Raw genomic sequence first — 26,922 nt, 5'->3', positions numbered from 1 at the left:
ACCCCCGGAGCGCCCCCCACACGAGCGGCCCGCCCCGTTGGCGCGGGCCTCTCGTGTTGTCGGTGTCGGTGTCGGGTCGGTCAGCCCCCGCTGGGCCCGCTCACCTCGAGCGCCCGGTCGGCGTCCAAGATGAGGAGGATGCTCTCGGGCAGCGGCCGCACACCGCGCACGACGTACTGCAGCTTGGCGGGCATGGTGGAGGGCACCGGCTGCGGCGCGATGCCCGCGGTGTCGATGACGTCGCCGATGTCGTCGACGAGCAGGCTGACGACCTCGCCCCTGCTGCGCACGATGACGTTCATCGGCAGCTGGTCGTCCGCGCGCGGCGGCAGGCCGAGGCGCACCCGCAGGTCGACGGCCGTGACGATCTGGCCGCGCAGGTTGATCAGGCCGCGCACGGCCTCGTCGGCCCGCGGCACCGGCGTCATCGGCTGGTGGCGCAGCACCTCCTGCACCTCGGCCACGCCGATGCCGAAGAACAGCTCGCCCACCCAGAAGGTGGAGTACTGCTCGGCGAGCACCACGCCGGCGTCCGCGCCCGGGGCCGCGATGGCCGCGGCGAGCGTCCCGGCGCTCATGCGCCGACCCCCGACATGGCCACGACCTGCTGCAGGTCGACGAGGTCGGTGACGCGGTCCTGCACGACGGCGCTGCCGGTGACACCGAGGCGCCCCCCGACCTCGCTGGCCGCGATCGCGACGTCGACGACGTCGAGGACCCGGTCGATGACGATGCCCACAGCACCCCCGCTCTCTCCGACGCCGTGCTGGACGTCGGTCTCATGGACGACGACGCTGACCTGGTCGCCGCGATCGCTCGTGTCGGGCAGCCCGATGGCCGCCGCGAGGCGCACCAGCGGGAGGATGCCGTCGCGGTACTGCACGACCTCCACCGAGCCGCTGCGCTCGATCCGCTCGCGCGGGAACTCCTCGAGCCGGGCGACCGCCGAGAGCGGCAGGGCCGCGCGGCGACCGTCGGCCACCTCGAGCACCAGCAGGGCGGTGTGGTCACCGGCCGCGGTGGCACGGGGGTCGATCTGCTCGGCCTGGGCCGGGCCGACGCCTGCGGTGCCGGCGATACCGGGCACGTCGAGGATGAGGGCGACGCGACCGTCGCCCATGATCGTGGCGCCCGCATAGGTCGTCAGGCCCTTGAGCTGACGCCCGATCGGCTTCACCACGATCTCCTGGGTGTCGTGGACCGTCGAGACGCACAGGCCGAAGCGCACGTCGTCCGACTGCAGGACGACGACGGTGAGGGCCTCGTCGCGCGGGCGGTCGCCACCGAGGGTCTCGGCCAGCGACACCAGCGGCAGCAGCTTGCCGCGCAGGCGCAGCACGGGCGCTCCGGCGAGGTCCTCGACCTGACGCTGGAGGTCCTCGCCCTCGATGCGCACGAGCTCGACCAGGTTGGCCTGCGGGATCGCGTAGCGCTCCTCGCCCTCGCCGACCACGAGGGCCGGGATGATGGCGAGGGTCAGCGGGATCCGCACGCGGGTCGTGGTGCCGCGGCCCGGCTCGCTGGTGACGTCGACGCTGCCGCCGATGCGCTCGATGTTGGTGCGCACCACGTCCATGCCGACGCCGCGCCCCGAGATGTTCGAGACGGCGGCCGCGGTGGAGAAGCCGGGGCGGAAGATCAGGCCGAGGACGTCGCGCTGGTCCATGCGCGCGAGCTGGTCGCGGGTCACCACGCCCCGCTCGAGCGCCACGGCGGCGATGCGCTGGGGGTCGATGCCCTTGCCGTCGTCCGCGATCTCGACGACGACCTGGCCGGACTCGTGGTAGGCGCGCAGGCTCAGCACGCCCTTGGCGGGCTTGCCCGCGGCCAGGCGCACGTCGGGGGGCTCGATGCCGTGGTCGAGGGAGTTGCGCACCAGGTGCGTGAGGGGGTCCTTGACGGCCTCGAGCAGGCTGCGGTCGAGCTCGGTCTCGTGACCGTCCATCACCAGCTCGACCTCGCGGCCCAGCTGGTGGGAGAGGTCGCGCACGACGCGCGGCATCTTGGCCCACACCTGCCCGATGGGCTGCATGCGGGTCTTCATGATCGACTCCTGCAGCTCGCTGGCCACCAGGTCGAGACGCTGGCTGGCCCGGGTGAGCTCCACGTCGTCCGCGCCGGCGGTGCGCTGCAGGATCTGGTTGCGGGTGAGCACGAGCTCGCCGACGAGGTCGACGAGGCCGTCGAGGAGGTCGACGTCCACGCGCACGGAGGAGTCGACGACGGTGCGTCGCTCCGCGCCCTCGCCCTCTCCGGGCTCGGTGGTCTCGGCGTGCTCGTCCTCGAGGACGACGCCGCCGCCGAACATCGGCAGGTCGCGAAGGTCCGGCAGGTCCGGCAGGTCCGGCGCCGTCTCGACGACGGGGGCGACGGCCGGCCCGGCGGTCTGCTCGACGGTGGGCCCGGCGGCCGGCTCGGCAGGTGACTGCTCGGGCGCGGCGGGGACCTCCGCGACGACGGCCAGGGGCGCGGCGGGCGCGCTCGCCGGCGGCTCCTCGCCGTTCAGCAGCGCCTCGATCACCGCCACCACGGGGGCGACGTCGACGGCGGGGTCGTCGTCGCGACCGGTGCGCTCGATGCCCTCGAGGAGCGAGCGCACGGTGTCGACCATGGTGAGCAGCGCCTCGGCGATCGCGGGGGTCATCACCTGCTCGCCATCGCGCAGTCGCGACAGCAGGGTCTCCCCCACGTGGGTCAGCTGCTCGAGGCGGTTGAACGCCAGGAACCCGCTGGTGCCCTTGATCGTGTGGATCGTGCGGAAGATGCTCGAGAGCCGCTCCCGCGAATCGGGCTGCTGCTCGAGCTCCACCAGGTCACGGTCGAGCTGGTCCAGGTTCTCGTGGGACTCCACGAGGAACTCGGCGATGATCTCGGCGTCGTCGTCCATGAGTCCTCCTTCGCCTGTGTATCGGCGGAAGGACGGGGCGGCTGAGACGGCCCGGGGATTCGGGGACCTAATCCCTGCGGCGGCGCGCGGAGCCGTTCAGCGGCGCTCGCGCAGGGCCTGCGAGAGCGAGGCCACGGTGTTCTCGGACGGCGAGGCGGCGTCGGCGTTGGCGTCGGCGAGCTCGGCGAGCAGCTCCGCGCGGTGCACGGCCACCGACCGGGGCGCGTCGATGCCGACGCGGACGACGTCGCCGCGGACCTCGAGCACGGTGACCGTGACGGCGTCGGGCGTGCCGGCGCCGATCACGACGCTTTCGCCGACGCGGCGGGAGAGAACGAGCACGAGTACGAGGCTAGGGCATGTGCGGGCACCGCACGCGGTGAAGGCCGCTTCCCGTGGGGAAGCGGCCTGTCACAGCGGCGTCGCTCAGGCGACGAGCGGCGCGGAGATGGGCAGGTCGACGTCGTCGAGGATGACCTGGGTGGCCCGCAGCGTGGTGGTGTTGAGCACCAGCGGCGCGCGCAGGTTGATGGTCGTCTCGGCCAGCGTGGCGCCCGCGCGCACGACCGCGAGGACGACGACGTCCTCGGCCCGCTCGATACCGAGGTCGGCGACGGTGTCGTCATCGATCTCGGGGGCGTAGTCGGGGTAGAAGGCGCCCGGCGGCACCACGATGAACTGCAGACCCTCGCTGTCGAGCGAGCGCAGGCCGTGCAGCAGCCCGTCGTCGTCGAGGCGCACGAGGGCGAAGCGGGCGTCGTCCGGGAAACCGGGCATGGGGTGCACCAGCACGATCACCGGCACCTCGACGTCGGCGCTGTCGACGTCACTGCTCACCAGGCCCGCCGCGGGGATGTCCATGGCCGCGATCATCGCAGGAAGTCCAAGAGGCTCGGCTGGATGACGCGCGACGTCGCGGCGAGGGCCGCCTGGTAGGCGACCTCCTGCATCTTGAGGTCGACGGTCGTCTTGGTGAGATCGGCATTCTCGATGGTGCCCAATTGATTCCCCAGGGCTAGGAACGCATCCGAGGCGCTCTGGTCGGCCAGCTCCAGTCGCTGGTAGCGGACTCCGGCAGCGGTCCGCGCGGTCGTGATGGTGTCGATGCGGTTGTTGAGCGCCGCGATCCCGGCGGTGATGCCCGCCTTGTCGCCGGCGCGCAGCGCGGTGGAGAGCGCATCGAGCTCGGCGAAGGCGGACGTGGCGCCCGTTCCGAAGGCGGCCGGCCCGTCGACGTCCACCTTGACGGTGATGCCGTCGGCGATGCGCCGGTTGACGTCGCCGACGGTGCCGACGTAGGCGCCCGTGGCGTCGTAGGCCTTGTCGCCGGAGGTGACGCCGCCGAAGACCGGGCGCTCGAGGTAGGTGGTGTTGGCCTGCGAGATCAGCTGCGCACGCAGCTGGTCGACCTCCACCGCCAGCGCCTCCCGAGCACCGGGTCCGGTGGCGGGGGCGCTCGCACCCTGCAGCGCGAGGTCGCGGGCCCGCTTGACGGTGGACGTCGCGGAGTCGAGCGCCGCGTCGGCCTGGGTGAGCCAGCCGATGCCGTCCTGCGCGTTGCGGGAGTACTGCGCCTGGGAGGCGGCGGAGCTGCGCAGTCGCATCGCCGACGTGGTTCCCGTCGGGTCGTCCGAGGGGCGGTTGATCTGGCGGCCCGTGCTGAGCCGCTCCTGGGTGCGCGAGAGGGTGCCGAGGTTGCGCTGGAGGTGGTCCAGCGAACCGGCGGTCATCATCCGCTGGGTGACCCGTCCGATGGTCATGGTCGTCGTCGCTACCTTCCGTGATGGGCGAGTGATCAGCGGCCGACGAGGCCGGTGCGGTTGATGAGGGTGTCGAGCACCTGGTCGATGGTCGTCATGAGACGGGCCGCGGCCTCGTAGGCCCGCTGCGCCTGGACCATGTTCACGGTCTCCTCGTCGAGGTTCACGCCCGCCTGCTGCTCCCAGGAGGAGTCGAGGGAGCCGGCGAGGGCCCGCTGGTTCGCGGTCTGGCGACCGAGGGCGGCGACCGTGCTGCCGAAGCCGTTGACCAGCCGCTGGTAGGAGTCGAGGTGACCCCCGATGTCGCTGAGGGCGTCGGCGTTGTTGCCGTCGCGGGCGCCGCCGTTGACCGAGGACGCCGCCACGAGGGCCGGGTCGGTGATCGCGACTGTGAGGCTCGCGGCGCCGACCGCCGGGTTGTAGCTGAAGAACGCACCGCCCGCCGCCCCGCTGCGGTCGAAGCCCGCGGCGTGCTGGGAGTTGAAGGACGACGCGAGGTCGGCCGCCACGGCATCGAGGCCGGCGCGGTAGCCGGGCAGCGTCGTGGTGAGCAGTTCCGTGACGCCGCCGAGCTCGCCGCCGGGGTTGCCGACGATCGCCGTGGAGCCCCAGGGGGCGTCGATGCGGAAGGTGACGGGCAGTCCGTCGGCGGCACCGGTGGCGGTGATGCCCGTCGAGACCGCGAGCGCACCCGCCCGGTTGCCGTCGACCAGCGCGTAGCCGCTGATGCTCACGTCGTACTGCCCGTCGGACTGCACGACGGTGGTGGCACCGCTGAGCTCGGCGAGCTTGAGCACCATCTGGTCCCGCTCGTCCTTCAGCACGCCGGAGTCGAGGCCGTTCTGGTCGTTGACGAGGATCGTCTGGTTGAGCCGGGCCACCGCGGCCGCGGCGTCGTTGACCTGGCGCACCACCGTCTGGGCGTGCACGCGCTGGTCGCCCTCCTCGTTGGCCACGTTGGACGTCTGCAGCCGGAGCGCCTGCGCGAGGGTCGCGGCGCTGCCGAGCACCTGCTGGCGCGCGGCGTCGCCGTTGGGGTTGAGCGACAGGTCCTGCCAGGAGCTGCGGAAGTTCAGCATCGCGGCGTAGACGCCGGCGTCGCCGGGCTCGCCGATGCCCTCCTCGACGCGTGCCAGCACGGTCTGGGTGGTCTGCAGATAGCTGAGGCTGGCGTGCTCGCGGCGCACCCGCGTGTCGAGCAGCGGGTCCACCATCCGGCGCACCTCGCCGACGCCGACGCCGGAGCCGTGCCCGTCGGTGCGCGACCACATCGCGGGGGTGACGGGGCCGAGGGACTCGCCCACGACCCGGCGGCGGGCGTAGCCCTCCGTGGTGGCGTTGGCGATGTTGTTGCCGGCCACGTCGAGGGCGACCTGCTGGTAGCGCAGCGCCGACAGCGCGGTGCCGATCGAGCCGAACGACCCCGCCATCACAGGCTCCGGTCGAGCAGGTGGCGCGGCACGGTGTCGACGACGACGCTGCCGTCGGGCGCGTAGCTCGCGGTCGAGGCGCCGCCGATGGTCAGCAGGGTCTCGCGTGCGGAGCGGTAGCCGGCGGTGATGAGGCCCTTGGCGTCCTCCGAGGTGTCCGCGATCTCCCGCGCGCTCGCGATCATCGCGTCGCGGTGGTCGCGCAGGATGCCCGCCCACGGCTCGGGGGCGGCCTCGGCCAGCGCTCCCAGCGACGGGTTCGGGGTCAACCCCAGCTCCTCGGCGGCCTCGTCGGCCGCGGTCGCGCGGAGCACCTCGGTGCCCCGCAGGTCCTCCAGGACCGACTCCACCTCGCGGGTGGCGTGCACCAGCCACCGCGTGCGGCCGGTCGCGAGGACCATCCGCTCGACCTCCAGCTTGAACGCCAGGGTCTCGAGCAGTTCACGCTCGCGCCACAGGATCTGCGACAGCCTGTCCACGTCTTCACCCTTCCTTCCACCGCCCCGAGATGCGGGGATGCTCGAGTGGTCTGATCGCCTCCTCGCTCGCCCACCTGAGGCGTTTGGGCGGTCGGTCCTCCGGGCCCGGCGAGGGGTGACCAGACGTGATCGGGACCACAGTCCTGTATCGATTCCCCGAGCGGCCACACGGCTCGAAAATCGATGCGACACGCCGAGACGAGGCGCGAATGTCGTCTACGTGAACGAGAACGCGACCACCGCCGAGGCGGACGAGCTGATCACCTCCCACATGCCGCTGGTCGGCCACATCGTGCGCGAGACCATGGGGCGGGTGCCGTCCCACGTCAGCCGCGACGACCTGACCTCGGCCGGCCTGACGGCCCTCGTGCTCGCCGCGCGGGCCTTCGACGCCGAGCGGGGTGTGCCGTTCGACCGCTACGCCGCCACCCGCATCCGCGGCGCCCTCCTCGACGAGCTGCGCTCGGTCGACTGGGCCTCGCGCTCGGTGCGCCGCCGCGCCCGCGACCTCGCCGAGACCCGCGGCCAGCTGGCCTCGGTGCTGGGCCGCACCCCCACCACCGCCGAGGTCGCCCAGGCGGCCGGCATGACCCCCGAGGAGGTCGTGGCCAACGACGACGACGTCTCGCGGGCCCAGGTGCTCTCGCTGCAGGGCTCGACCACGACCCCCATCGAGGAGCTCGTGCCGACCCGCGCCCCCTCCCCCGAGGAGCTGGTGGAGCACGCCGAGCGCCTCACCTACCTGCGCGAGGCCATCGAGGAGCTGCCCGAGCGCCTGCGCATCGTCGTCCAGGACTACTTCTTCGCCGAGCGCCCGATGGCCGACATCGCCGAGGAGCTCGGTGTGACCGACTCGCGCATCTCGCAGATGCGCGCCGAGGCGCTCGCCCTGCTGCGCGACGCCCTCAACCACGCGCTCGAGCCCTCGCTCGTCAAGAGCACCGGCAAGGCCGGCGGTGTCGCCCAGCGTCGGCGCGAGTCGTACTTCGCCGCCGTGGCCGCACGCCACGCCGACGGCGCGCGCCGCGTCGTCACGCCGCTCGACGCGGTCAGCTGAGCAGGCCTGCTGTGCGCCGGCCCACGAGAGGTCATCGCGGACACCGGATTTCCCGGATTCCTCGCTGATTTCCCTTGGACCGACGCCCCGTCGGCCGAAGAGAACCACGAAGGGCGACCAAGGACGGACGCCCGGCAGTAACGACCTACATCCAGGAGGGAACCATCATGGGTCTTCGCATCAACCAGAACATCGAGGCCACCAACTCGTACCGCAACCTGTCGGTCACGCAGACGCAGCTCTCGAAGTCCATGGAGAAGCTCTCGTCGGGCTTCCGCATCAACCGCGCCGCGGACGACGCCGCCGGTCTCGCCATCTCCGAGGGCCTGCGCTCGCAGGTCGGTGGCCTCAAGGTCGCCGTCCGCAACGCCCAGGACGGCGTGTCGGTCGCCCAGACCGCTGAAGGTGCGCTCACCGAGGTCCACTCCATGCTCCAGCGCATGAACGACCTCTCCGTGCAGTACAACAACGGCACCCAGAACACCGAGTCGCAGGCGGCCCTGCAGTCGGAGTTCGACGCGCTGAACACCGAGATCACCCGCATCAAGGACAACACCAAGTTCAACGGTGTGGACCTCTTCGCCGGTGCGGCGCTGACCTTCCAGGTCGGTTATGACTCGGCCGACACGATCGACATCAGCGCCACCGCGCTCGCCGACTTCACCGCCGGCACCGCGATGGCGGCGATCGACATCACCGACTCGAACACGCTGCAGGCGGCCATCACCGAGGTCTCCACCCAGCGCGCCGAGCTCGGTGCGGTGCAGAACCGGTTCGAGCACACGATCAACAACGTGAACGTTGCGATCGAGAACCTCTCCGCCTCGGAGTCCCGGATCCGCGACACCGACATGGCTCAGGAGATGATGAACCTGACCAAGTCGCAGATCCTCTCGCAGGCCGGCACCGCCATGCTCGCCCAGGCCAACTCGGCCCCGAACGGCGTGCTGCAGCTGCTCCGCGGCTGATCCCGCTACCGCGCTGCGACGAACGAGTGCCGGTGGAGCCGGTGGCTCCACCGGCACTCGTCGTTCGTCACGCGCGCCCTCGCGCCGGGCCGGCGCTCACGCATCCGGAGGACGACCATGGCAGGCACCAGCAGCGTCGGAGGTCTCGCCAGCGGACTCGACACCGCCAGCCTCGTCAACCAGCTCATCGCGCTCGAAGCGCGATCGCAGACGAAGCTCAAGACGCAGGTGTCGTCCGAGCAGAGCAAGGTCGGCGCACTGCAGAAGGTGAACACCGCACTGCAGGCGCTCTCGACCGCGGCCGGTGGCTTCACCGGCGCTGCGAGCTCGTCGTCCACGACGAACCCGTGGACGACGCTCAAGGCCACCTCCAGCAATGCGGCGGTCGCGATCTCCGCCACCTCCGCAGCAGCGCCCGGCCAGTTCACCGTGACCGTCAACCAGACGGCGCTCAGCCACCAGCTCGCCTTCACCGAGCCCCACGCCCGCACGGACGTCGTCACCGGCGCCGGGACGAGCGTGACGCTCACCCGTTCGGGGCAGCCGGATCTGACGATCAGCACCGCCAACGGCACCCTCGACGAGCTCGCCGCCGCGATCAACGGCGCGGACGCCGGGGTGCGGGCCACGCTCGTGCGCACCGGCTCCGCCAGCGGGGTCGACCAGTACCGCCTGCTCGTCGAGTCGTCGACGACCGGCGCCGGCCAGGCCTTCGGGCTCACCGACGCCGGCGGAGCCGACCTGATGGGCGGGACCACGGTGCGGGCCGGCCGCGACGCCAGCATCGACATCGGCGGCATCACCGCCACGTCGTCGACGAACACCTTCGCCGACCTCGTGCCGGGCGTCACCGTCACGCTGGCCTCGAACGCCACCGGCACGGCCGACATCGACGTCAGCCGTGACGCGGCCAAGCAGAGCGATGCCGTGAAGGGCTTCGTCGACCAGATCAACGCGCTGATCACCCAGATCGGGTCGTTCACCTCGAACGACAAGAACGCCAAGGGTGTGCTGGCCGGGGATTCGACGCTGAGCAGCCTGGCCTCGCGCCTGCAGGACGCCGTGTTCCCGCCCGACGGGACGTCGATGGCGAAGTACGGCATCCAGGTGGACCGCTTCGGCAAGGTGACCTTCGACCCCGACAAGTTCGCCTCCTCCTTCGCCGCCGACCCGGTGGCGGCGGCGACGGCGTTCACCGGGCCCGGGGGCTTCGCCGATCGGGTCAAGGGCGTCGCCGACACCTCCAGCGACCGCTTCAACGGCAGCATCACGGCAGCCATCAACAGCCGGACCTCAACGATCTCGCGGCTCAACGCGAGCATCGCCGACTGGGACGACCGCCTCGCCCTGCGGCGCTCCAACCTCGAGCGGCAGTACACCCAGCTCGAGACCACGCTCTCCCAGCTCCAGGGACAGCAGAGCTGGCTGACCAGTCAGCTCAAGTCCCTGCAGAGCTCCACCCAGTGAGGATGACCGATGTACGCAACCACAAGCGCCGCCCGCAGCGCTGCGTCGGCCTACCGTGACAACGCCGTCGCCACCGCATCCCCCGCCCGCCTGCTCGTGATGCTCGTAGAACGCCTCGTGCTCGACGTCGAGCGCGGCCTGACCGCCCAACAGGCCGCCGACTGGCCGGCAGCGCACCGCCACCTGCTGCACGCCCAGGACATCGTCAACGAGCTCGAGACCAGCCTCGACGTCGACGCCATGCCCGCCGGACGCCAGCTCGCCGCGATCTACTCGTTCCTGCGCGGCCAGCTCGTCGACGCCAACATCCGGCGCGACAGCGCCACCACGGGCCAGGCCCTGAGCCTGGCCCGCCAGATCGCCGACACCTGGCGACAGGCAGCGATGGCGGCAGCACAGTGAGCGCCCCCGACGCACCTCGCCGCCCCGTCAGCTGGCGCGAGGCCCTCGACCGTCTCGAGGCCCACGCCGACCGCGCCGAGAAGATGATCCGCGGCCTCGCCGCCCCCGACGAGCCGCCGTGGACGCCGCCGACCGACCTCGGCCCGATCCCCGACGAGTTCGTCCCCCGCGCCCGCCAGCTCCTCGAGCGCCAGCGACGGCTCATGTCCGCCATCCCCGCGGTGCTGGAGAGCAACCGAGCCCATCAGCGCGTCACCGACACCGTCAGCGGCGCCACCACCTCCCCTCAGCGCCCGGTCTACCTCGACGTGAGTGCCTGAGCCCAGGGAGGGAGTGGGCCCGGGACGAGGCATCGACCGGAGCGACAGCGGCCAGGACCCCGTGTGGGGGGTTCTGGCCGCTGATCCTTTTCGGGGAGGTGCGCCAGCGCCGTCTCGAGACCCCCGTGGTGACGGGTGACAGTGAGCCCGGGTCGTTTCGAGACGGCCGTGGCCGGCCTCCTCAACGACCGGTGGTCAGCTCCCCGCTGGTCGAGAACGCGAACCAGCGCCGCCCTGCCGGTGGTCGAGGAGGCGCGCCAGCGCCGTCTCGAGACCCGGTGAGGTGAGAGAGACGCGGACAGACGCTATTCGCGCTGGGGGTAGGTGCCGGTGGGGGTGACGAGGAACCGGTGCCCGAGGGGGCTGGTCCACCGGTAGATCCCGGGTGCGAGTGCGGTGTAGCGCCAGCGGCTGTGGGTCTTGGCCCGGTGGTGGCGCCGACACAGCGGCGTGAGGTTGCAGGGGCAGGTGGCGCCGCCCTGGTCGTAGGGCGTGCGGTGGTCGAGGTCGCAGCTGGTGGCCGGGTGGGTGCAGCCGGGGAAGCGGCAGGTGTGGTCGCGCCAGGTGGTGTGGCGGCGGAGTCGGTCGGGGATCTCGTAGGCATCGACATGGTCACACCCGGCGAGGTCCACCACTGGTCGAATCGTGATGTGGCTCGACTGCTGCAACCACTCCCGGGTCTGAGTCGTCGCGACTGGGCGGTTGTTGCAGCGCCCGACCGGGTTCTCGCCCGTCAGCGACTCCGGCGTCAGATGGACGACGACCTCGGCCTTCCTTCCCACGGACGCGGTGATGAGTTCGCCGGTGCTCTCGTCGACCGTGGTCAGGTCGAGCTCGAGGTCGTTGCGGGCCATGTCGCCCAACGAGCGTGCCATGCGGACGTCGTGGGAGGACTCATCGCCGAACTGCGCCCGCGTCGCAGCGCGGCGCCGGGTGGCGGCTTCGAGGTCGGCGGCATCGCCGGCGTCGAGGGTGGCGTCGAGGTAGGCGATGCCGTCGGTGGTGGGGTCGGAGAACCGCACGCCCAGCTGCTCGCACTCACGCTGCCGCTGCGCCTCGGCGAGGTCGGCGTCGAAGCGTTTGATGGCCTCGTCGATCAGCCGGTCCAGCTGGGCCCAGGACACGCGGTGGGCGGCGAACAGCTGGTGGTCGACGAACGCCGCCGCCTGCGCGTTCAGCTCTACGGTGGCTTCAGCGATCTTCGCGGCTCGCCACGGCGCCAACCGCCCAGAGATCACGGCGGCGTAGACGTGCGGGAGCCGCCAGGCGCATTCCAGGATCCGTGCGACGTAGCGGCGTCCGCCATCGGGGGTGCGGCCCAGCACAGCGACCAGTTCCATGAGGGCGAACTCCGCCACCAGCGGAGTGCCTTCACCCGCTAGGCGCACGCCGGTGTCCAGCGCAGCGACCACGTCCTCGACCTCCCGCTCGCTCTCACCGTCGTGGAGGTTGCGCTCAGCCCAGGCCACGACGCCCTGCCAGGTGCGGATCTCGGAGGCCTGACGCGCCTGCTCCTCACCCACCAGCACGTCCAGCAGCACAGACGAGGAGACGCCGTCGAACGGCGCGACAGGACCGTCGTCCACGCCACCGTTCACATCGTCGAAGCCATCCCCGAGAGTCATACGGAGATGGTGGCACGAACCCCCGACACAACCCGAACGTGCCGCAGAACCCTGTGGACAAGCAGGATCCTGCGTCGCTCACCGGGGCTCGAGACGGCGCTGGCGCGCCTCCTCGACCGCCCGTTCCGCCGGGGCGTCAGCGAGCGCGGGCGGGGGTGGCGCTGGAGCGGATGACCGAGCCCAGGCGGTCGGCGAGGACCTCGAGGGGGAGGACGTCGTCCGCGAGACCGGCACCGGCGACCGCCCCGGGCATGCCCCACACCACGGAGGTGGCCTGGTCCTGGACAAGCACGCGGGCGCCGGCGGCGGCGAGTTCGCGGGTGCCGGCGAGACCGTCCTGGCCCATGCCGGTGAGCACGGTGACGAGCGCGCCGGCGCCGTAGACCGACAGGGCGGAGCGGAACAGGACGTCGACGGCCGGGCGGCAGAAGTTCTCCTGCGGGCCCTGGTCGAGTGCGACGCGCGCGCCGAGCGCGCTGCGCCGAAGGCGGAGGTGGAAGTCGCCGGGAGCGATGAGGACCTCGCCCGGCAGCACCTCCTCGCCGTCCTTGGCCTCGCGAACGGGCAGCGGGCAGACCTTGTCGAGGCGCTGGGCGAGCATGGCGGTGAAGACCGGAGGCATGTGCTGCACCACGAGCACCGGCACCCGCAGATCCGCGGGCAGGCGCGGGAGCAGGCGCGCGAGCGCATCCGGACCGCCGGTGGAGCAACCGATCAGCAGCGCGGTGACCGGCTGCGTCGGCGTCGGGCGCTGACGCCGGACGACGGGCGCGGCCGCTGCCGCTCCCTGAAGCCCGAGCTGTCGCAGGCCGGCGAGGGCACGGATCCGCGGCACGAGCTGGTCGCGGACGGCTGCGATGCCGTCGGCGATGCGACCCGTGTTCGAGGGCTTGGTGACGTAGTCGCTGGCACCGCGTGAGAGCGCCTCGAGCGTCGCGCTCGCCCCGCGCTCGGTGAGCGTCGAGAACATGATGATCGGCAGGCGGGGGTGGGTGGCGCGGATGCGGGTGAGGGCGCCGAGGCCGTCGAGGTTGGGCATCTCGATGTCGAGGGTGACCACGTCCGGCTCGACCTCGCCGACCATCGACACGGCCTCGAGGCCGTCCCGAGCGACGGCCACGACCTCGATGTCGGGGGCGCTCTCGAGCGCCGTGGTCACCAGCCGACGCACCAGCGCCGAGTCGTCAACGACGAGCACCTTGATCCGGGTCACAGCCGATCCATCGGCCCCGCAGGGTGCCGCCTGACCCATTCGGGAGGGACCCGGGCCCATGGTCCGCGGGCAGACCCGAATCCGCCAGAACCCTGCTGGCACAGGGGTTTCGCCGCCTTTTCGGGTCAGGAGACCACCGTGGCGGCCGATGGAGCGGGCATGACCACCCCGACCGCCTTCGCCTCTGTCTCGGCCCTCGTGCGCCGAGAGACGTCGATGATCTACGACGAAGGCAAGGAGTACCTCGTCGAGGCGCGCCTGGCGCCGCTCGCGGCCGCCAAGGGTCTGCGCCTGGAGGAGTACGTGGCCCGCCTCGCCTTCGACGCGGTGGAGCGCCAGAAGGTGATCGACGCCCTCACGATCAACGAGACCAGCTTCTTCCGCGACCACACGCCCTACCAGGCGTTCACCGACGCGATGCTCCCGCCGCTGCTCGACGCCCGCGCCCACACCCGGCGCCTGCGCATCTGGAGCGCGGCCTGCTCGAGCGGGCAGGAGGCCTACTCCATCGCGATGCTGCTCGACCAGCACCTGCCGGCAGGGTGGGACTACGAGATCGTGGCCACCGACATCTCCACCCAGATGCTGGAGCGCGTGCGCAACGGGCGCTTCAGCCAGGTGGAGGTGAACCGCGGGCTGCCCGCCACCAGCCTGGTGCGCTACTTCACCCGCGAGGGTCGCGAGTGGGAGATCAGCGAGCGTCTGCGCAGCCACATCACCGTGCGCCACCTCAACCTCGCCGCGCCCTACGTGGGCCTGGGCACCTTCGACGTCATCTGGCTGCGCAACGTGCTCATCTACTTCGACGCCGAGACCAAGGCCGACATCATGCGCCGCATGCTGCCGATGCTGGCGCTCGACGGCTTCCTGCTGCTCGGTTCGTCCGAGACGACCTTGGACATGCCCGCCGACCTGGCCACGGCCTGGCGGCGCGAGACCATCGGGCGCGTCCAGGCCCACCGCCGTGCGGGTGCCCCCACCGGAGGCACCCTTCCGACCTCGACCCCCCTTGCCAGGACAGGAGCCTGAACCGTGCGAGCCCTCATCATCGATGACTCCCGAGCCATGCGGAGCATCCTCCGGAAGATCGTGACCCAGCTCGGGTTCGAGACCGACGAGGCCGGCGACGGCCAGGAGGCGCTCGACAAGATGCGCGCCGGTCTGGTGCCCGACCTGTGCCTCGTCGACTGGAACATGCCCGTGATGGACGGCTACACCTTCATCACCTCGGTGCGCGACAACCCCGAGTGGCGCGACGTGACCTTGATGATGGTGACGACCGAGAGCGAGCAGCGCCAGATCGTGCGCGCCCTCGCCGCCGGCGCCCACGAGTACGTCATCAAGCCCTTCACGCCCGAGGCCATCGTCCAGAAGCTGGAGCTGCTCGGCCTCAAGGCGAAGTTCGTGACCCCGGACGGAGCGATCGCATGAACCTGCTGGCCTTCTCCGACGCCTCGTCCTTCGAGACCGAGACGCCCGACATCGACGACGTCCGCGGCGTCACCGAGGACGTGTGGGCCTCGCTGCTCGGCGAGGAGGAGATCCTCCTCCCCCGCGCCGTGCCGCCCGGCACCCCCTTCGACAAGGACGACGTGTGGTCGTCGGCGGTCACCATCAGCGGCGCCTGGCAGGGCGCGGTCACCCTCGAGGTGGACGCCGACGCGGCGCGCCAGCTGACCAGCCAGATGCTCGGCATCCCGAACCCCGAGGACGCCGAGGAGAGCGACGTCGCCGACGCCGTGGGCGAGCTCGTCAACATGATCGGCGGCAACGTCAAGGGCATGATGCCCGGCCCGAGCACCCTGTCGCTGCCGGCCGTGGCCGCCGGTCGGGCCGCGTTCAGCAACGACATGCACGAGGCCTGCCGGCTCGACGTCAGCTGGCGCGGCGCACCCGTGCGCGTGTGCGTGCACGTGCCCGTCGCCTCCGACGACTGAGCCTCGGCTCGGACGAGCGTCACCAGCAACCGCTCCACCCACACCACCGGAAGGTCTCTCGATGAAGATCCTGATCGCCGACGACAGCCGCGTCATGCGGCAGATCGTGATCCGCACCCTGCGCCAGGCCGGCCACGGCGGCCACGACATCGTCGAGGCGGAGAACGGCCGCCAGGCGCTGGAGCTCGTGCAGACCGAGGCGCCCGACCTCGTGCTCTCGGACTGGAACATGCCGGAGATGAACGGGATCGACTGCCTCTCGGCGCTGCGGGCCTCGGGCTCGCAGGTGCCCTTCGGGTTCGTCACCTCCGAGGGCTCCGACGACATGCGCCAGCGTGCGCAGTCGGCCGGCGCGGCCTTCCTCATCGCCAAGCCGTTCACGCCCGAGGCCTTCGACGAGGCGCTGCGCAGCATCGCCTGAGCACCACAGCACCGCACCAGACCCCCACGTTCGACTCCCCCCGCCCTCCCCTACCCGCCACCAGCCCCACCTGGAGCCCGACGTGCCCGTCCACCTGCCGCAGCCCAAGCAGCTGCGCGACCTGCTGACCGACCTGCTCGGCCGCGAGGTCACGCTGCAGCCGACCACCCCGTTCGCACCGGGGCCCGACACGGCCGCGTCCGTCGCGGTCTACGTCGACGACCACCTGCGCATCTGCGCGTTGATCGTGTGCGACCTCAGCCTCTCCGCCCACGCCGGCGCTGCACTGGGGTTGGTGCCGGTGACGGGCGCGGAGGCGGCGATCGAGGACGGCAAGCTCACCGACAACCTGGGCGAGAACCTGTACGAGGTGCTGAACATCGCCGCCTCCGTCTTCAACGTGCTCGGGGCCGACCACCTCAAGCTGCACGCGCTGCACCCGGCCGGGCCGCCGCTCGACCCGCAGCTGCGCATCAGCACCCTCACCCTCGGACGACGCGAGGACCTCGCCGTCTCCATCGCCGGCTACGGCGGCGGAGCACTGTCGATCGTCCTGGTCTAGACCTCCCTCCCCTCCCGACGGATCACGCATCCGTGACGAGGCCCCGGCGCGACGCGCCGGGGCCTCGCGTCGTCCACGGGCAGTCGTCAACGCGGACCCGGCGAGGCACGACAAGTGGTCGACCGGACGCCGGATTGGGGACCAAGTCCCAGCGTGGCGCGCTCAGGTGATCGGTCCGGGGACCGATCTGGCCCCATGAGCGACGGAATGCTCTCCCCCGCCGATGGACCGGCACCCGAACGTCCTGCATCACCACCCCTCGAGAACCTCGGGGGGCGATGCCGACACCAGGAGTCGTCGTGTCCTTCGCTGTCACCGATGCCGTGGGCAACGTGCTGCATTCGGCCCTCAACGGGCTGTCGATGCGCCAGTCCGTGATCGCCGACAACATCGCCAACGTCGACACCCCGGGGTTCCGCGCCCGGAGCGTCGACTTCGAGACCGCGCTCAGCGGCGCGATCGAGCAGGGCCGGATCGGGTCGGTCACCACGGGTGTGAGCATCACCCCCACCGACACCCCGGTGGGTGTCAACGACAACAACGTCGACCTCCGCAAGGAGTCGATCGCGGCCATCCAGACGCAGTTCCAGTACCAGATCATGGGCCGCGCGGTCACCGACCGCGCCAGCCGCATGTCGACCGCTGTCGGCGGTGGGATGTGAGCGCGTTCGAGGCCCTGCGCATCGCCAACACCGCGCTCGGGGCGCACCAGGTGTGGATCGACGCGCTCGCCGGCAACATCGCGAACGCCAACACCGCGAAGCCCACGAGCGGCGCGGCGTTCCAGGCCACGCACGTGGTCATGGCCGGTCGCCCCGACGGTGGCGTCGACGTGGCGGGCTTCGCCACCACCGACCCCCAGGGCGTGATGGTGCACGACCCGAACAGCCCGCTGGCCGACGCCGAGGGCTACGTGCGCATGCCGGCCATGGACATGGCCTCGGAGATGAGCCAGCTCGTGATGGCGCAGCGCGGCTACCAGGCCTCGGTGCAGGTCACGAAGACCGCCCAGGACACCTACTCCGCAGCGCTGCAGATCGGGAACAGGTGAGCACGATGAGCATCTCCCCCCTCGAGTTCCCCTCGTTCTCCTCACTCGGCGGCGCGGCCGGCGTCCAGGCCCCGAACGTCATCAACCCCGCCGGCCCCGCGGGCCCCGAGGCCGTCGGCGCCACCAAGGGCGTGGACGGCGCCGAGTTCGGCGACCTCGTCCTCGACGGCATCGACCGCCTCGAGGGCCTCAACGACCGGGCCGACAACCTCGCGGTGCAGGCCGCCACCGGCAAGCTCGAGAACATCCACGACTACACGGTCGCGGCCAGTGAGGCCTCGATCGCCGGCCAGCTGACGGTCGCCGTGCGCAACCGCGCCGTCGAGGCCTTCAACGAGATCATGCGGATGCAGGTCTGAGGACGACGATGCAGCAACGACTCAACGGCGTGCTCGTGCGAGCACGCGACAGCTTCGCCGCGTTCACCGCGGGCCAGAAGGCCGTCGCCCTGGTGGGTGGCGCCGCCCTCCTCATCGCCGCCTTCCTGGTGTTCCGCTGGGTGTCGGCGCCGAGCTACGCGCCGCTCTACAGCAACCTCTCCGGTGAGGACGCCAGCGCGGTCGTCGACCAGCTCGACTCCCAGGGCGTGCCCTACAAGCTCGCCGGTGGCGGCAACACCATCATGGTGCCCCGCAACGACGTCTACTCGGCGCGCATCGCGCTGTCGGGCAAGGGCCTGCCGGCCAGCTCCGACGGCGGCTACAGCATCCTCGACAAGCAGAGCCTGTCGACCTCGGAGTCGCAGGAGCGCACCAACTTCAAGCGCGCGATGGAGGGCGAGCTCGCCAAGACCATCGAGTCGATCGACGGCGTGAACACCGCCGTCGTGCACCTGGCGATCCCCGAGAAGCAGGTCTTCAGCGACACCCAGGACCCCACCACGGCCTCCGTGCTGGTGGCGACCGCTCCGGGCACCGACCTCGGCGACGAGCAGGTGCAGGCCGTCGTCCACCTGGTGGCCTCGAGCATCGACGGCCTCGACCCGAAGAACGTGACCGTCGCCGACTCGACCGGCCGCGTGCTCAACAGCTCGGGCGTGGACGGCGGCGCCGCCGCGGTGACCGCGCAGACCAAGCAGATCCAGGGCTACCAGGACGCGATGAAGAGCCAGATCCAGGCGGTGCTCGACCGCGTGGTCGGCCCCGGCAACGCCACCGCCACCGTGACCGCCGACCTCAGCTTCGACAAGGCCGTCACGAAGACCCGCACCTACAGCCAGCCCAAGGCGGTGCCGCCGCTGTCGGAGACGACCACCACCGAGCGGTACAACGGCCCGGCCAGCGGCGCGAACAGCGCCGTGGGCGGCGTCGTGGGCCCCGACGGCCAGATGGACCCGGCCGCCGCGGGCGCCGGGGGCAACGGCCCGTCGACCTACACCAACGGCACCACCACCCGTGACAACGCGGTGGACGAGACGGTGGAGAGCCGCGAGAAGGCGCCGGGCTCGGTCAACAGCCTGCACGTGGGCGTCGTCCTCGACGCCACGGCCGCGGCCGCGATCCAGCCGCAGGTGATCAAGAACCTCATCAGCAGCGCAGTGGGCATCCAGCCCGATCGCGGCGACACCATCGACGTCTCGGCGCTGCCGTTCGACCGCTCGGCCGAGAAGGCCGACGCCGCCGCGATCAAGGCCGCGCAGGACGCCGAGGCCGCTGCCGCGAAGACGACGCTCTACCGCAACGCCGGCATCGGCGGCGCGATCGCGCTGATGGTCCTGCTCGCCTGGCTGCAGGCCCGCCGCCGCGCCAAGGCCCGCGCCGAGGCCGCGAACTACCTGGTCGAGCAGCTGCGGCTGGAGCAGGCGAACCGTGCGACGCCGGAGATCGAGAGCCCAGCACTGCAGGCGCTGGAGTCGGCCGAGGCCAACGAGGAGGAGGCCGTGCGCGCCGAGCTCATGGCCCTGGTCGATCGCCAGCCCGATGACGTCGCCTCGCTGCTGCGCGGCTGGCTCGTGGAGCCGCGGCCATGACGATGCTCGCCACCACCGGGCCGGCCCTGGCCCAGATCGGCGTCCGCAAGGCCGCCGTGCTCCTTATCCAGCTCGGCAAGGAGCGCGCCGCGCAGGTGATGGCGCACCTCTCCGACGCCGAGATCGAGGGGATCTCCGCCGAGATCGCCCGCCTCGACGCGGTGTCGGCCGAGGAGTCCAGCAAGGTGCTGGGCGAGTTCCACGAGCTCGCCACCGCCCACGCCCACGTCACCCAGGGCGGCTTCAGCTTCGCCCAGCAGATGCTCGAGCAGAGCCTCGGCCCCGAGCGGGCCAAGGAGGTCATGGAGCGGCTGCACGCCGCGGCCGTGCAGATGCCCTTCCAGTTCCTGCACCGGGCCGACCCCGCGCAGCTGCGCTCCTTCATCGCCGACGAGCACCCGCAGATCATCGCGCTCGTGCTGGCCCACATGGCCGCCGACAAGGCCTCGCTGCTGCTCAGCGGCCTGCCCGCGCACCAGCAGGCCGTGGTGGCGCACCGCATCGCGGTGATGGACCGCACCTCGCCCGACATCGTGCGCACCGTCGAGAGCGTGCTCGAGCGCAAGCTGAGCTCGATGCTGCAGCCGACCGAGGTCTCGCGCGTCGGCGGCCTCGACCCGCTCGTCAACATCATCAACCGCTCCGACCGCCCCACCGAGCGTCAGATCGTGGAGGGCCTCGAGGGCCTCGACCCCGCGCTGGCCGACGAGGTCAAGAGCCGGATGTTCATGTTCGAGGACATCATCGGCCTCGACGACCGTTCGGTGCAGCAGGTGCTGCGCCAGGTCGACACCGCCGAGCTCGCGCTGGCCCTCAAGGGTGTCAGCGACGCCGTGCGCACCAAGATCACCGGCAACCTGTCGGAGCGTGCGGCCGAGAACCTCATGGACGAGGTCGAGATGCTCGGTGCCGTGCGCCTCGCCCAGGTCGAGGAGGCCCAGCAGAGCGTCATCCGCACCATCCGCCAGCTCGAGGAGCAGGGCCAGATCATGGTGCGCCGAGGGAGCGACGATGAGTTCGTCGTCTGAGTCGCGCCGCGCCGGCGTGATCGCCGCGGCCGACCTCCCCGCGCTGCCCGAGCTGCGGGTCGGCACCTGGACCCGTCTCGGCGCCTCCAACGTGCTGGGCGACCAGGTCACCGAGAGCCTGCTCGACGGCATCGCCGCCGAGGCGCGCGACGCCGCCCGCGCCCAGGGCTACGCCGTGGGCTGGGCGGAGGGACGGCGTGCCGCCGAGCTCCGGGCCGCCGCCGAGGACGCCGAGCGCGCGCACCGGGTCGCCCAGGACGACCTGCGCCGCGAGGCCGAGCACCGCGCCGCGCTCGCGGCACTCGCCGAGGCCGCCGCCGAGGTGCGCACGCTGGCCGACGCCTACGCCGACGCCCTCGCCGAGCAGGCCGCCGACCTGGTGCTCGCCATGACCACCGAGATCGTGGGCGCCCGGCTGGCGGCCGTCACCCCGGCCGACACCATCGCCCGCGTGGTGGCGGTGCTGCCCGAGGCGGCCGTGGGTCGCGTGCACCTCCACCCCTCCCTCGTGGACGACGACGCCGTCGCCGTCCTGCGCGAGCGCGGGCTCGAGATCCTCACCGATGCCGGCCTCGAGCGCCACGACGCGATCGTCGAGACCGCCGACGGTGCCGTGGTCGACCTCCGGGTCGGCGCGGCGATGAAGCGCCTGCGGGAGGTGCTCGGATGAGCCCGCTGCTGCACTCCCTCTCCACCCCGGTCCTCCCCCCGGTCGTGGCCCGCCGGGCGATGGCCGCCGCGCGCGCCGAGCGCCTCGGCACCGTCGCCGAGCTCGTCGGCCTGCACCTGGAGGTGCGCGGCCTGCCCGAGGCGGCCGTGGGCGACCTGCTCGAGGTGGCCACCGCCACCGGCCCGCTGCTCGTCGAGGTCGCCGCCCTGCACCCCGGCGCGGCCGTGTGCCTGCCGCTGGGCGTCACCACCGGGATGCGTGCCGGCGACAGGGTCCGCCCCACCGGCGGCCCGCTGCGCATCCGGGTGGGCGAGGGTCTGCGCGGGCGCGTGCTCGACGGCCTCGGGCGCCCGATCGACGGCGGCACGCCGCTGGAGCAGGTGCCCGGCCTCGAGGTGGTCTCGAGCGAGATGGCCGCCCCGGACGCCCTCGACCGTCCGCGCATCACCGAGCCGCTGTGCCTCGGCGTGCGCGCCCTCGACTCCCTCGTGCCCGCCGGCCGCGGCCAGCGCGTCGGCATCATGGCCGGCTCCGGCGTGGGCAAGTCGTCGCTGCTGTCGATGATCGCCCGCGGCACCGACGCCCAGGTCAACGTGATCGCCCTCGTCGGCGAGCGCGGGCGCGAGGTGCGCGAGTTCATCGAGGGCGACCTCGGCCCCGAGGGCCTGGCGCGCTCGGTCATCGTGGTCGCCACCTCGGACGCCCCGGCGGTCGAGCGACGCCACGCGGCCTTCACCGCCACCCGCATCGCCGAGTGGTTCCGCGACGCCGGCCAGGACGTCCTGCTGATGATGGACTCCCTCACCCGCGTCGCGATGGCGCAGCGCGAGATCGGCCTCTCGGCCGGCGAGCCCCCCGCCACCCGCGGCTACCCGCCCAGCGTGTTCGGCCTCATGCCGCAGCTGCTGGAGCGGGCGGGCACGTCGTCCACGGGGTCGATCACGGGGCTCTACACCGTGCTCGTCGAGGGCGACGACCTGCAGGACCCCATCGGCGACACCGCTCGCTCGATCCTCGACGGCCACGTGGTGCTCAGCCGCTCGCTGGCCACCGCCGGGCACTTCCCGGCCATCGACGTGCTGGAGTCGATCTCGCGCGTCAACGGCGCCGTCACCACTCAGCCGCAGCGCGAGGCCGCCGGCCTGCTGCGCCGCATGCTCGCCGCGCACCGCTCGGTGAAGGAGCTCGTGGAGATCGGCGCGTACGTCGACGGCGCGGACCCCTACGCCGACGCCGCGCTCGCCCGGATGCCGCGCATCGAGGAGTTCCTACGCCAGTCGATGGACGACGTCACGCCCACCGACCGCACGTGGCAGCTGCTCGGCGAGCTGGTGAGCGCATGAGCGCGCGCCGGCACCGCGAGGACCTCGGCCTCGGCGCCGTCGAGCGGGTGCGCTCGGTGCGCGAGACCGACAGCCGCATCGGCCTGCAGCGCGTGCTCGGCGAGGAGTCCGCCGCCGTCGCGCGCCTGGCGGGCATCGAGGACGGCCTGGCCGAGCGCCGGGTACCCGCCCTCACCACGCCGTCCGCCCTGCGCGGCCACCTGGCCGAGCTCGAGAACATCACCCTGCACCTGGCCGAGGCCCGCAGCGAGGTGCGCACCGCCGCGATCGTCAGCGCCGAGGCGCGCAGCCGCTGGAGCGCCGACCGCGCCCGGCTGGCCGCGGTCGAGCACCTGCTCGCCCGGCGCGCCGAGACACGTCGCGCCGAGGCCGCCCGCCGCGAGGCCCGCGAGGCCGACGACCTGGCCGCCCAGGCATGGGCGAGGAGGACCCGATGAGCATCAACGACGTGACCGCGCGGATCAGCCAGATCCAGAACCAGCTCGCGCAGCTGGCCCCCGCAGGTGTCGCCTCCGCCGACGGCGCCGCGGTCGCCGACACCCTCGCCGCCAGCGGCGTGGACGGCGCCTCCGGCGTCGCCGCCACCGGGATGGGTGCCGTGGCGGGCGGCTCGGGCGTGACCGGGGCCGACGTGGTCGCCCAGGCGAAGAAGATGCTGGGGCTGCCCTACATCTGGGGCGGCAACGACCCCACGAAGGGCGTCGACTGCTCCGGTCTCGTGCAGCAGGCCTACAAGGCGCTCGGCATCGACCTGCCGCGCGTGTCGAACCAGCAGGCCCGCGAGGGCACCCCGGTCGCGAGCCTCGCGCAGGCCCAGCCCGGCGACCTGATCGCCTGGGACAACTCCTCGCGCAACAACGGCGTCGACCACATCGCGATCTACATCGGCGGCGGCAAGATGATCGAGGCGCCCCGCACCGGCCTCAACATCCGCATCGTCGACGTGCCCTCCGAGCCCGACGTGATCCGCCGCATCATCGGCAGCCCGGACGGCGTCTCGGCGCGCGTCGCCGCGGGTTCGGGTGCGGGCGGCAGCGCGTCGTCGGTGTCGGTGCCCGGCGGCATCGCCGACCGCGTCGGGTCCGGCGTCCCGTTCTCGGGCCTCATCAACGCCGCGGCCGCGCGCACCGGCGTGCCGGGCGAGCTGCTCGCCGCCGTGGCCAAGCAGGAGTCGGGCTTCAACCCCACCGCGGTGAGCCCGGCCGGCGCCCGCGGCCTCATGCAGCTGATGCCCGGCACCGCCCGCGGCCTCGGTGTCACCGACCCCATGGACCCCGCCCAGGCGATCGACGGGGGCGCGCGCCTCCTGCGCTCGCTGCTCGACAAGTTCGGCACGGTCGAGAAGGCGCTCGCCGCCTACAACGCCGGCGCGGGCGCCGTGGCCCGCTACGACGGCATCCCGCCCTACCGCGAGACCCAGAACTACGTCCGCAACATCATGGCGATGGTGAGGAGCTGACCCCATGAGCACGATGAGTCTGATCGGCGCGGGCCCCGCGCCCGGCGCCTCCCCGGCAGCCGCGGCAATCGCCGTGACCGCCAGCGGCGAGGGCGTCGGCGGCCTCGGCGCCTCCGCCTCGGGCGGCGAGGACGCTGCGCCCGCCGAGGCCTTCGACACCGCGCTCGCCGCCGCGATGGCCGCTGCCGACGGTGCGGTGCCGACGCTGGTGCCGGCACCCGCCCCGATGCCGACGGCGGTGCCGGCGGTGCTGGCGGTGCCCGCAGCCGGTGTCGCTGCCCCTGTCGCCGCCGCCCCCGTCGCGGCCGTCGCGGGCGTCGACACGGCCGTCCCCGCGGCCGTGAGCGTGCCCGCGGGCGCGCCGCCTGCCGACACGCTCGACAGCGCCCTGCCGGACGCCGCTCTGCCGGACGCCGCTGTGTCCGGCACCGCTCTGCCCGGCGCCGCTCTGCCCGGCGCCGCTCTGCCCGACGCCGCTCTGCCCGAGGCTGCTCTGCCCGGATTCGCTCCGGCGGTGGCCGACGCGCTGGGGGCTCCCACGGGCGCCGGGGCCGACCCGCAGCCCGGCCCCGTGGCCCCCGGCGCCGCTCCTGCCGCTGGCGAGGCCACCGCCGGGCATGCCGGCGACGCCGGGTCGCCCACCGGCATCGCAGCGACGGCGACGACGCCCCCCGGCAGCCGTTCCGCCGACGCGGGCGCGGACACCGACCCCCAGCACGACGCCCAGCCGTTCCAGTCCGCTGCGGCGGCGGCGGCGAGCACCGCGTCGTCCGCCGACCCCGCGTCGTCCACGGTGACGGCGACGGGCGGGCCCAACCCCGCCGCGGCCGTGGCCGGCACCTTCGTCGCGGCTCCGACGACCGCGAACCCCCTGCCCACGGGCGCGGTCGACCGGGCCGTGGTCACCCAGACCTTCCCCGAGATCACCCGCCTGGCCGGCACCGCCGCCCAGGGCCCCAACGGCACGCACCGCATCACCTTGACCCTGCAGCCCGAGCAGCTGGGCGAGGTTCGGGTGACGCTCGTCGTGCGCGACGGCTCGGTGCAGGTGCGCCTCGCCGGCGGTGCCGGCGAGACGGCGGTCCAGCAGGCGCTCGCCGCCGGCGCCCCCGACCTCCAGCGCCTGCTCGAGCGCGGCGGCACCGACGCCCGCGTGGTCGTGCGCGACGCCTTCACCGCGACCTCCGGCCAGAGCGAGAGCCAGGGCCAGGGCCAGGGTCAGAGTCAGGGCTCGCGTGAGTTCTCCGGGCAGCCGGGCTTCGCAGGCCAGCCGGGACAGCACGGCCGTTCCGGCTGGACGGGCGAGTCGTACGGCCTGCGCACCCCCGACCCCGTCCGTGGCGCGGCGACGCGCACGGACGTCGTCCCCACCACCGATCGCTCCGGTCGCCTCGACCGGAGCCTGTGAGGAGCCAGCATGTCGATCTCCGGAACCGAGGCCGTCGGCGGCAGCTACGGCGTCACCGGCGCCGCCACCACCGGCGTCACCGGTACCCAGAGGGCCAACGGCGCTGACAAGGACATGTTCCTGCAGCTGATGGTGGCCCAGATGAAGTACCAGGACCCGATGAACCCGACCGACTCCAGCCAGTTCCTGGCGCAGACGGCGCAGTTCACCGCCCTGGAGAAGATGCAGGACGTCGCCGACCAGACCGCCCAGCTGCTCAGCACGCAGATGGCGTTCGGCGCGACGTCGATGATCGGCAAGACCGTGCGATGGAACGACGAGAACGGTGTCGAGCAGAGCGGGGTGGTGCAGGGCACCACCTACCTGGCCGGCGGCCCGGTGCTCAGCGTCGGCGGCAAGGCCGTTCCCGTGATCGACGTGCTCAGCGTCGGCGACGCACCCACCCTTCCGCCGCCCAGCGTCAGCGGCTCGACCACCACCCCGACCGGCACCCCGACCGGCAACTCGTCCACCAGCCCGACCACCACCCCGACCACCAGCCCGACCCGCACGGCCTGAGCGCCGGCACACCTCGACCAGGAGACCACCATGCTTCGCTCGCTCTTCGCCGGCATCTCCGGCCTGCGCACCAACCAGACCATGCTCGACGTCACCGGCAACAACATCGCCAACGCCAACACCACCGGCTTCAAGTCCTCCACCACGGTCTTCTCCGACACGCTCAGCCAGATGCTGACCGCGGCGTCGGGCGGCAACGCCGACCGCGGCGGCACGAACCCGATCCAGGTCGGTCTCGGCGTGCAGCTGGCCGCCACCTCGATCAACTTCGGTCAGGGCTCGGCCCAGCTCACCGGCCGCGCGACGGACGTGATGCTGCAGGGCGACGGCATGTTCGTGCTGCGCGACGGCCAGCAGAACGTCTACACCCGCGCCGGCGCCTTCACCTTCGACCAGACCGGCGTGCTCGTCGCCCCCAACGGCATGCGGGTGCAGGGCTACGCACTCGACGCCGCGGGTGCGCCCACCGGCGGCCTCGTCGACCTCGACCTCGCCATGATCAACGGCACCCTGCCCGCGGGCGTGGAGCTCACGTCGTACTCCATCTCGGCCGACGGCAAGATCCGCGGCGTCTTCTCCGACGGTGTGCAGCGCGACGTCGGCCAGCTCGCCATCGCCGACTTCAACAACCCCATGGGCCTGGAGAAGGTCGGTGACACCGGCTACCGCGAGTCCGCCAACTCCGGCCCCGTCGAGCTCGGCGTCGCCGGCCAGGGCCAGCGCGGCCAGGTGATGGCCGGCGCCCTCGAGATGTCGAACGTCGACCTGTCGGCCGAGTTCACCAACCTGATCCTCGCCCAGCGCGGCTTCCAGGCCAGCTCGCGCGTCATCACCACGAGCGACCAGGTGCTCGAGGAGCTCGTCAACATCAAGCGCTGATCGCGCTCACCCCACCGCGGCCGGCGGCC

Annotated in this window: 31 protein-coding genes; 22 read left to right on the top strand and 9 right to left on the bottom strand. The window is 72.4% G+C overall.

Annotated features, from left to right (window positions below; all coding sequences use genetic code 11):
- Positions 1 to 80: 80 nt before the first annotated feature.
- The 7 genes from ACERUN_RS13245 to flgN form a co-directional block, all read right to left on the bottom strand.
- Positions 81 to 578, bottom strand: coding sequence for a chemotaxis protein CheW (locus tag ACERUN_RS13245; protein ID WP_370290474.1), 498 nt, complete (start codon positions 576 to 578; stop codon positions 81 to 83).
- Entirely contained in the window at positions 575 to 2,887 is a 2,313-nt protein-coding gene (locus tag ACERUN_RS13240; RefSeq protein WP_370290473.1) for a chemotaxis protein CheW, read from the bottom strand. The genes ACERUN_RS13245 and ACERUN_RS13240 overlap by 4 nt, the downstream gene beginning before the upstream one ends.
- A gap of 96 nt (positions 2,888 to 2,983) precedes the next feature.
- Complete coding sequence (gene csrA, locus ACERUN_RS13235) at positions 2,984 to 3,229, bottom strand: carbon storage regulator CsrA (RefSeq protein WP_370290472.1); 246 nt, start codon at positions 3,227 to 3,229, stop codon at positions 2,984 to 2,986.
- Between the two features lie 84 nt (positions 3,230 to 3,313).
- Positions 3,314 to 3,748 carry a flagellar assembly protein FliW gene (fliW, locus tag ACERUN_RS13230; protein WP_370290471.1) on the bottom strand — a complete coding sequence of 145 codons (435 nt, stop codon included), beginning with the start codon at positions 3,746 to 3,748 and terminating at the stop codon, positions 3,314 to 3,316.
- 8 nt (positions 3,749 to 3,756) lie between these two features.
- Positions 3,757 to 4,647, bottom strand: a complete 891-nt coding sequence (gene flgL / locus ACERUN_RS13225; protein ID WP_370290470.1) for a flagellar hook-associated protein FlgL — start codon at positions 4,645 to 4,647, stop codon at positions 3,757 to 3,759.
- A gap of 35 nt (positions 4,648 to 4,682) precedes the next feature.
- On the bottom strand, positions 4,683 to 6,077 hold the full coding sequence (gene flgK / locus ACERUN_RS13220) for a flagellar hook-associated protein FlgK (RefSeq protein WP_370290469.1): 1,395 nt from the start codon (positions 6,075 to 6,077) through the stop codon (positions 4,683 to 4,685).
- The gene (flgN, locus tag ACERUN_RS13215; protein ID WP_370290468.1) at positions 6,077 to 6,556 is read right to left on the bottom strand and encodes a flagellar export chaperone FlgN; all 480 of its coding nucleotides are present in this window, start codon (positions 6,554 to 6,556) and stop codon (positions 6,077 to 6,079) included. The genes flgK and flgN overlap by 1 nt, the downstream gene beginning before the upstream one ends.
- A 220-nt stretch (positions 6,557 to 6,776) precedes the next feature.
- Here flgN and ACERUN_RS13210 point away from each other — a divergent pair, with 220 nt between their 5' ends.
- The 5 genes from ACERUN_RS13210 to ACERUN_RS13190 all read left to right on the top strand — a co-directional run bounded on the left by ACERUN_RS13210 (position 6,777) and on the right by ACERUN_RS13190 (position 10,770).
- Positions 6,777 to 7,613 carry a sigma-70 family RNA polymerase sigma factor gene (locus ACERUN_RS13210; protein ID WP_370290467.1) on the top strand — a complete coding sequence of 279 codons (837 nt, stop codon included), beginning with the start codon at positions 6,777 to 6,779 and terminating at the stop codon, positions 7,611 to 7,613.
- Positions 7,614 to 7,780: 167 nt separating this feature from the next.
- Positions 7,781 to 8,581 (top strand): flagellin, encoded by an 801-nt coding sequence (locus ACERUN_RS13205; protein WP_370290466.1) that lies wholly within the window; start codon positions 7,781 to 7,783, stop codon positions 8,579 to 8,581.
- A gap of 117 nt (positions 8,582 to 8,698) precedes the next feature.
- Positions 8,699 to 10,048, top strand: coding sequence for a flagellar filament capping protein FliD (gene fliD / locus ACERUN_RS13200; protein WP_370290465.1), 1,350 nt, complete (start codon positions 8,699 to 8,701; stop codon positions 10,046 to 10,048).
- A 9-nt stretch (positions 10,049 to 10,057) separates the two neighbouring features.
- Positions 10,058 to 10,450, top strand: coding sequence for a flagellar export chaperone FliS (fliS, locus tag ACERUN_RS13195; RefSeq protein WP_370290464.1), 393 nt, complete (start codon positions 10,058 to 10,060; stop codon positions 10,448 to 10,450).
- A complete protein-coding gene (locus tag ACERUN_RS13190) occupies positions 10,447 to 10,770 on the top strand; it encodes a hypothetical protein (protein WP_370290463.1) in 324 nt (107 codons plus the stop codon). The genes fliS and ACERUN_RS13190 overlap by 4 nt, the downstream gene beginning before the upstream one ends.
- A gap of 305 nt (positions 10,771 to 11,075) precedes the next feature.
- On the opposite strand, the gene ACERUN_RS13185 is transcribed toward ACERUN_RS13190, so the two are convergent.
- Positions 11,076 to 12,395 carry a hypothetical protein gene (locus ACERUN_RS13185; RefSeq protein ID WP_370290462.1) on the bottom strand — a complete coding sequence of 440 codons (1,320 nt, stop codon included), beginning with the start codon at positions 12,393 to 12,395 and terminating at the stop codon, positions 11,076 to 11,078.
- A gap of 136 nt (positions 12,396 to 12,531) precedes the next feature.
- Positions 12,532 to 13,608, bottom strand: a complete 1,077-nt coding sequence (locus tag ACERUN_RS13180) for a chemotaxis response regulator protein-glutamate methylesterase (protein ID WP_370290461.1) — start codon at positions 13,606 to 13,608, stop codon at positions 12,532 to 12,534.
- A gap of 159 nt (positions 13,609 to 13,767) precedes the next feature.
- Between ACERUN_RS13180 and ACERUN_RS13175 the strand changes: the two genes are divergently transcribed.
- The 17 genes from ACERUN_RS13175 to ACERUN_RS13095 all read left to right on the top strand — a co-directional run bounded on the left by ACERUN_RS13175 (position 13,768) and on the right by ACERUN_RS13095 (position 26,893).
- Entirely contained in the window at positions 13,768 to 14,637 is an 870-nt protein-coding gene (locus ACERUN_RS13175) for a protein-glutamate O-methyltransferase CheR (RefSeq protein ID WP_370290460.1), read from the top strand.
- A 3-nt stretch (positions 14,638 to 14,640) separates the two neighbouring features.
- Positions 14,641 to 15,039, top strand: a complete 399-nt coding sequence (locus ACERUN_RS13170) for a response regulator (RefSeq protein WP_370290459.1) — start codon at positions 14,641 to 14,643, stop codon at positions 15,037 to 15,039.
- Positions 15,036 to 15,545, top strand: a complete 510-nt coding sequence (locus ACERUN_RS13165) for a chemotaxis protein CheX (protein WP_370290458.1) — start codon at positions 15,036 to 15,038, stop codon at positions 15,543 to 15,545. The genes ACERUN_RS13170 and ACERUN_RS13165 overlap by 4 nt, the downstream gene beginning before the upstream one ends.
- 61 nt (positions 15,546 to 15,606) lie before the next feature.
- Positions 15,607 to 15,966: a response regulator gene (locus tag ACERUN_RS13160; protein ID WP_370290457.1), complete on the top strand. Its 360-nt coding sequence runs from the start codon at positions 15,607 to 15,609 to the stop codon at positions 15,964 to 15,966.
- Between the two features lie 82 nt (positions 15,967 to 16,048).
- The gene (locus ACERUN_RS13155) at positions 16,049 to 16,528 is read left to right on the top strand and encodes a hypothetical protein (protein ID WP_370290456.1); all 480 of its coding nucleotides are present in this window, start codon (positions 16,049 to 16,051) and stop codon (positions 16,526 to 16,528) included.
- A gap of 299 nt (positions 16,529 to 16,827) precedes the next feature.
- Positions 16,828 to 17,190, top strand: coding sequence for a flagellar basal body rod protein FlgB (locus ACERUN_RS13150; RefSeq protein ID WP_370290455.1), 363 nt, complete (start codon positions 16,828 to 16,830; stop codon positions 17,188 to 17,190).
- Positions 17,187 to 17,579 carry a flagellar basal body rod protein FlgC gene (locus ACERUN_RS13145; RefSeq protein WP_370290454.1) on the top strand — a complete coding sequence of 131 codons (393 nt, stop codon included), beginning with the start codon at positions 17,187 to 17,189 and terminating at the stop codon, positions 17,577 to 17,579. Before ACERUN_RS13150 ends, ACERUN_RS13145 begins: the two co-directional genes overlap by 4 nt.
- A 5-nt stretch (positions 17,580 to 17,584) precedes the next feature.
- Positions 17,585 to 17,938, top strand: a complete 354-nt coding sequence (gene fliE / locus ACERUN_RS13140; protein WP_370290453.1) for a flagellar hook-basal body complex protein FliE — start codon at positions 17,585 to 17,587, stop codon at positions 17,936 to 17,938.
- Between the two features lie 8 nt (positions 17,939 to 17,946).
- Positions 17,947 to 19,548: a flagellar basal-body MS-ring/collar protein FliF gene (fliF, locus tag ACERUN_RS13135; protein WP_370290452.1), complete on the top strand. Its 1,602-nt coding sequence runs from the start codon at positions 17,947 to 17,949 to the stop codon at positions 19,546 to 19,548.
- Complete coding sequence (gene fliG / locus ACERUN_RS13130) at positions 19,545 to 20,576, top strand: flagellar motor switch protein FliG (protein WP_370290451.1); 1,032 nt, start codon at positions 19,545 to 19,547, stop codon at positions 20,574 to 20,576. Before fliF ends, fliG begins: the two co-directional genes overlap by 4 nt.
- Positions 20,560 to 21,246 carry a FliH/SctL family protein gene (locus tag ACERUN_RS13125; RefSeq protein WP_370290450.1) on the top strand — a complete coding sequence of 229 codons (687 nt, stop codon included), beginning with the start codon at positions 20,560 to 20,562 and terminating at the stop codon, positions 21,244 to 21,246. Before fliG ends, ACERUN_RS13125 begins: the two co-directional genes overlap by 17 nt.
- Positions 21,243 to 22,589: a FliI/YscN family ATPase gene (locus ACERUN_RS13120; protein ID WP_370290449.1), complete on the top strand. Its 1,347-nt coding sequence runs from the start codon at positions 21,243 to 21,245 to the stop codon at positions 22,587 to 22,589. Before ACERUN_RS13125 ends, ACERUN_RS13120 begins: the two co-directional genes overlap by 4 nt.
- Entirely contained in the window at positions 22,586 to 23,026 is a 441-nt protein-coding gene (locus ACERUN_RS13115) for a flagellar FliJ family protein (RefSeq protein ID WP_370290448.1), read from the top strand. Before ACERUN_RS13120 ends, ACERUN_RS13115 begins: the two co-directional genes overlap by 4 nt.
- Positions 23,023 to 24,048, top strand: a complete 1,026-nt coding sequence (locus tag ACERUN_RS13110) for a transglycosylase SLT domain-containing protein (protein WP_370290447.1) — start codon at positions 23,023 to 23,025, stop codon at positions 24,046 to 24,048. Before ACERUN_RS13115 ends, ACERUN_RS13110 begins: the two co-directional genes overlap by 4 nt.
- A gap of 4 nt (positions 24,049 to 24,052) precedes the next feature.
- Entirely contained in the window at positions 24,053 to 25,456 is a 1,404-nt protein-coding gene (locus tag ACERUN_RS13105) for a flagellar hook-length control protein FliK (RefSeq protein ID WP_370290446.1), read from the top strand.
- A 9-nt stretch (positions 25,457 to 25,465) separates the two neighbouring features.
- Positions 25,466 to 26,014 (top strand): flagellar hook assembly protein FlgD, encoded by a 549-nt coding sequence (locus ACERUN_RS13100; protein ID WP_370290445.1) that lies wholly within the window; start codon positions 25,466 to 25,468, stop codon positions 26,012 to 26,014.
- 30 nt (positions 26,015 to 26,044) lie between these two features.
- Positions 26,045 to 26,893, top strand: a complete 849-nt coding sequence (locus tag ACERUN_RS13095) for a flagellar hook protein FlgE (protein ID WP_370290444.1) — start codon at positions 26,045 to 26,047, stop codon at positions 26,891 to 26,893.
- The last annotated feature ends 29 nt before the right edge of the window (positions 26,894 to 26,922 follow it).

The sequence above is a fragment of the Nocardioides sp. genome, assembly GCF_964229035.1.
Taxonomy (GTDB): domain Bacteria; phylum Actinomycetota; class Actinomycetes; order Propionibacteriales; family Nocardioidaceae; genus Nocardioides.
The sequence above is the reverse complement of the archived record's forward strand: the minus strand, read 5'-3'. Positions and strand labels throughout refer to the sequence as shown.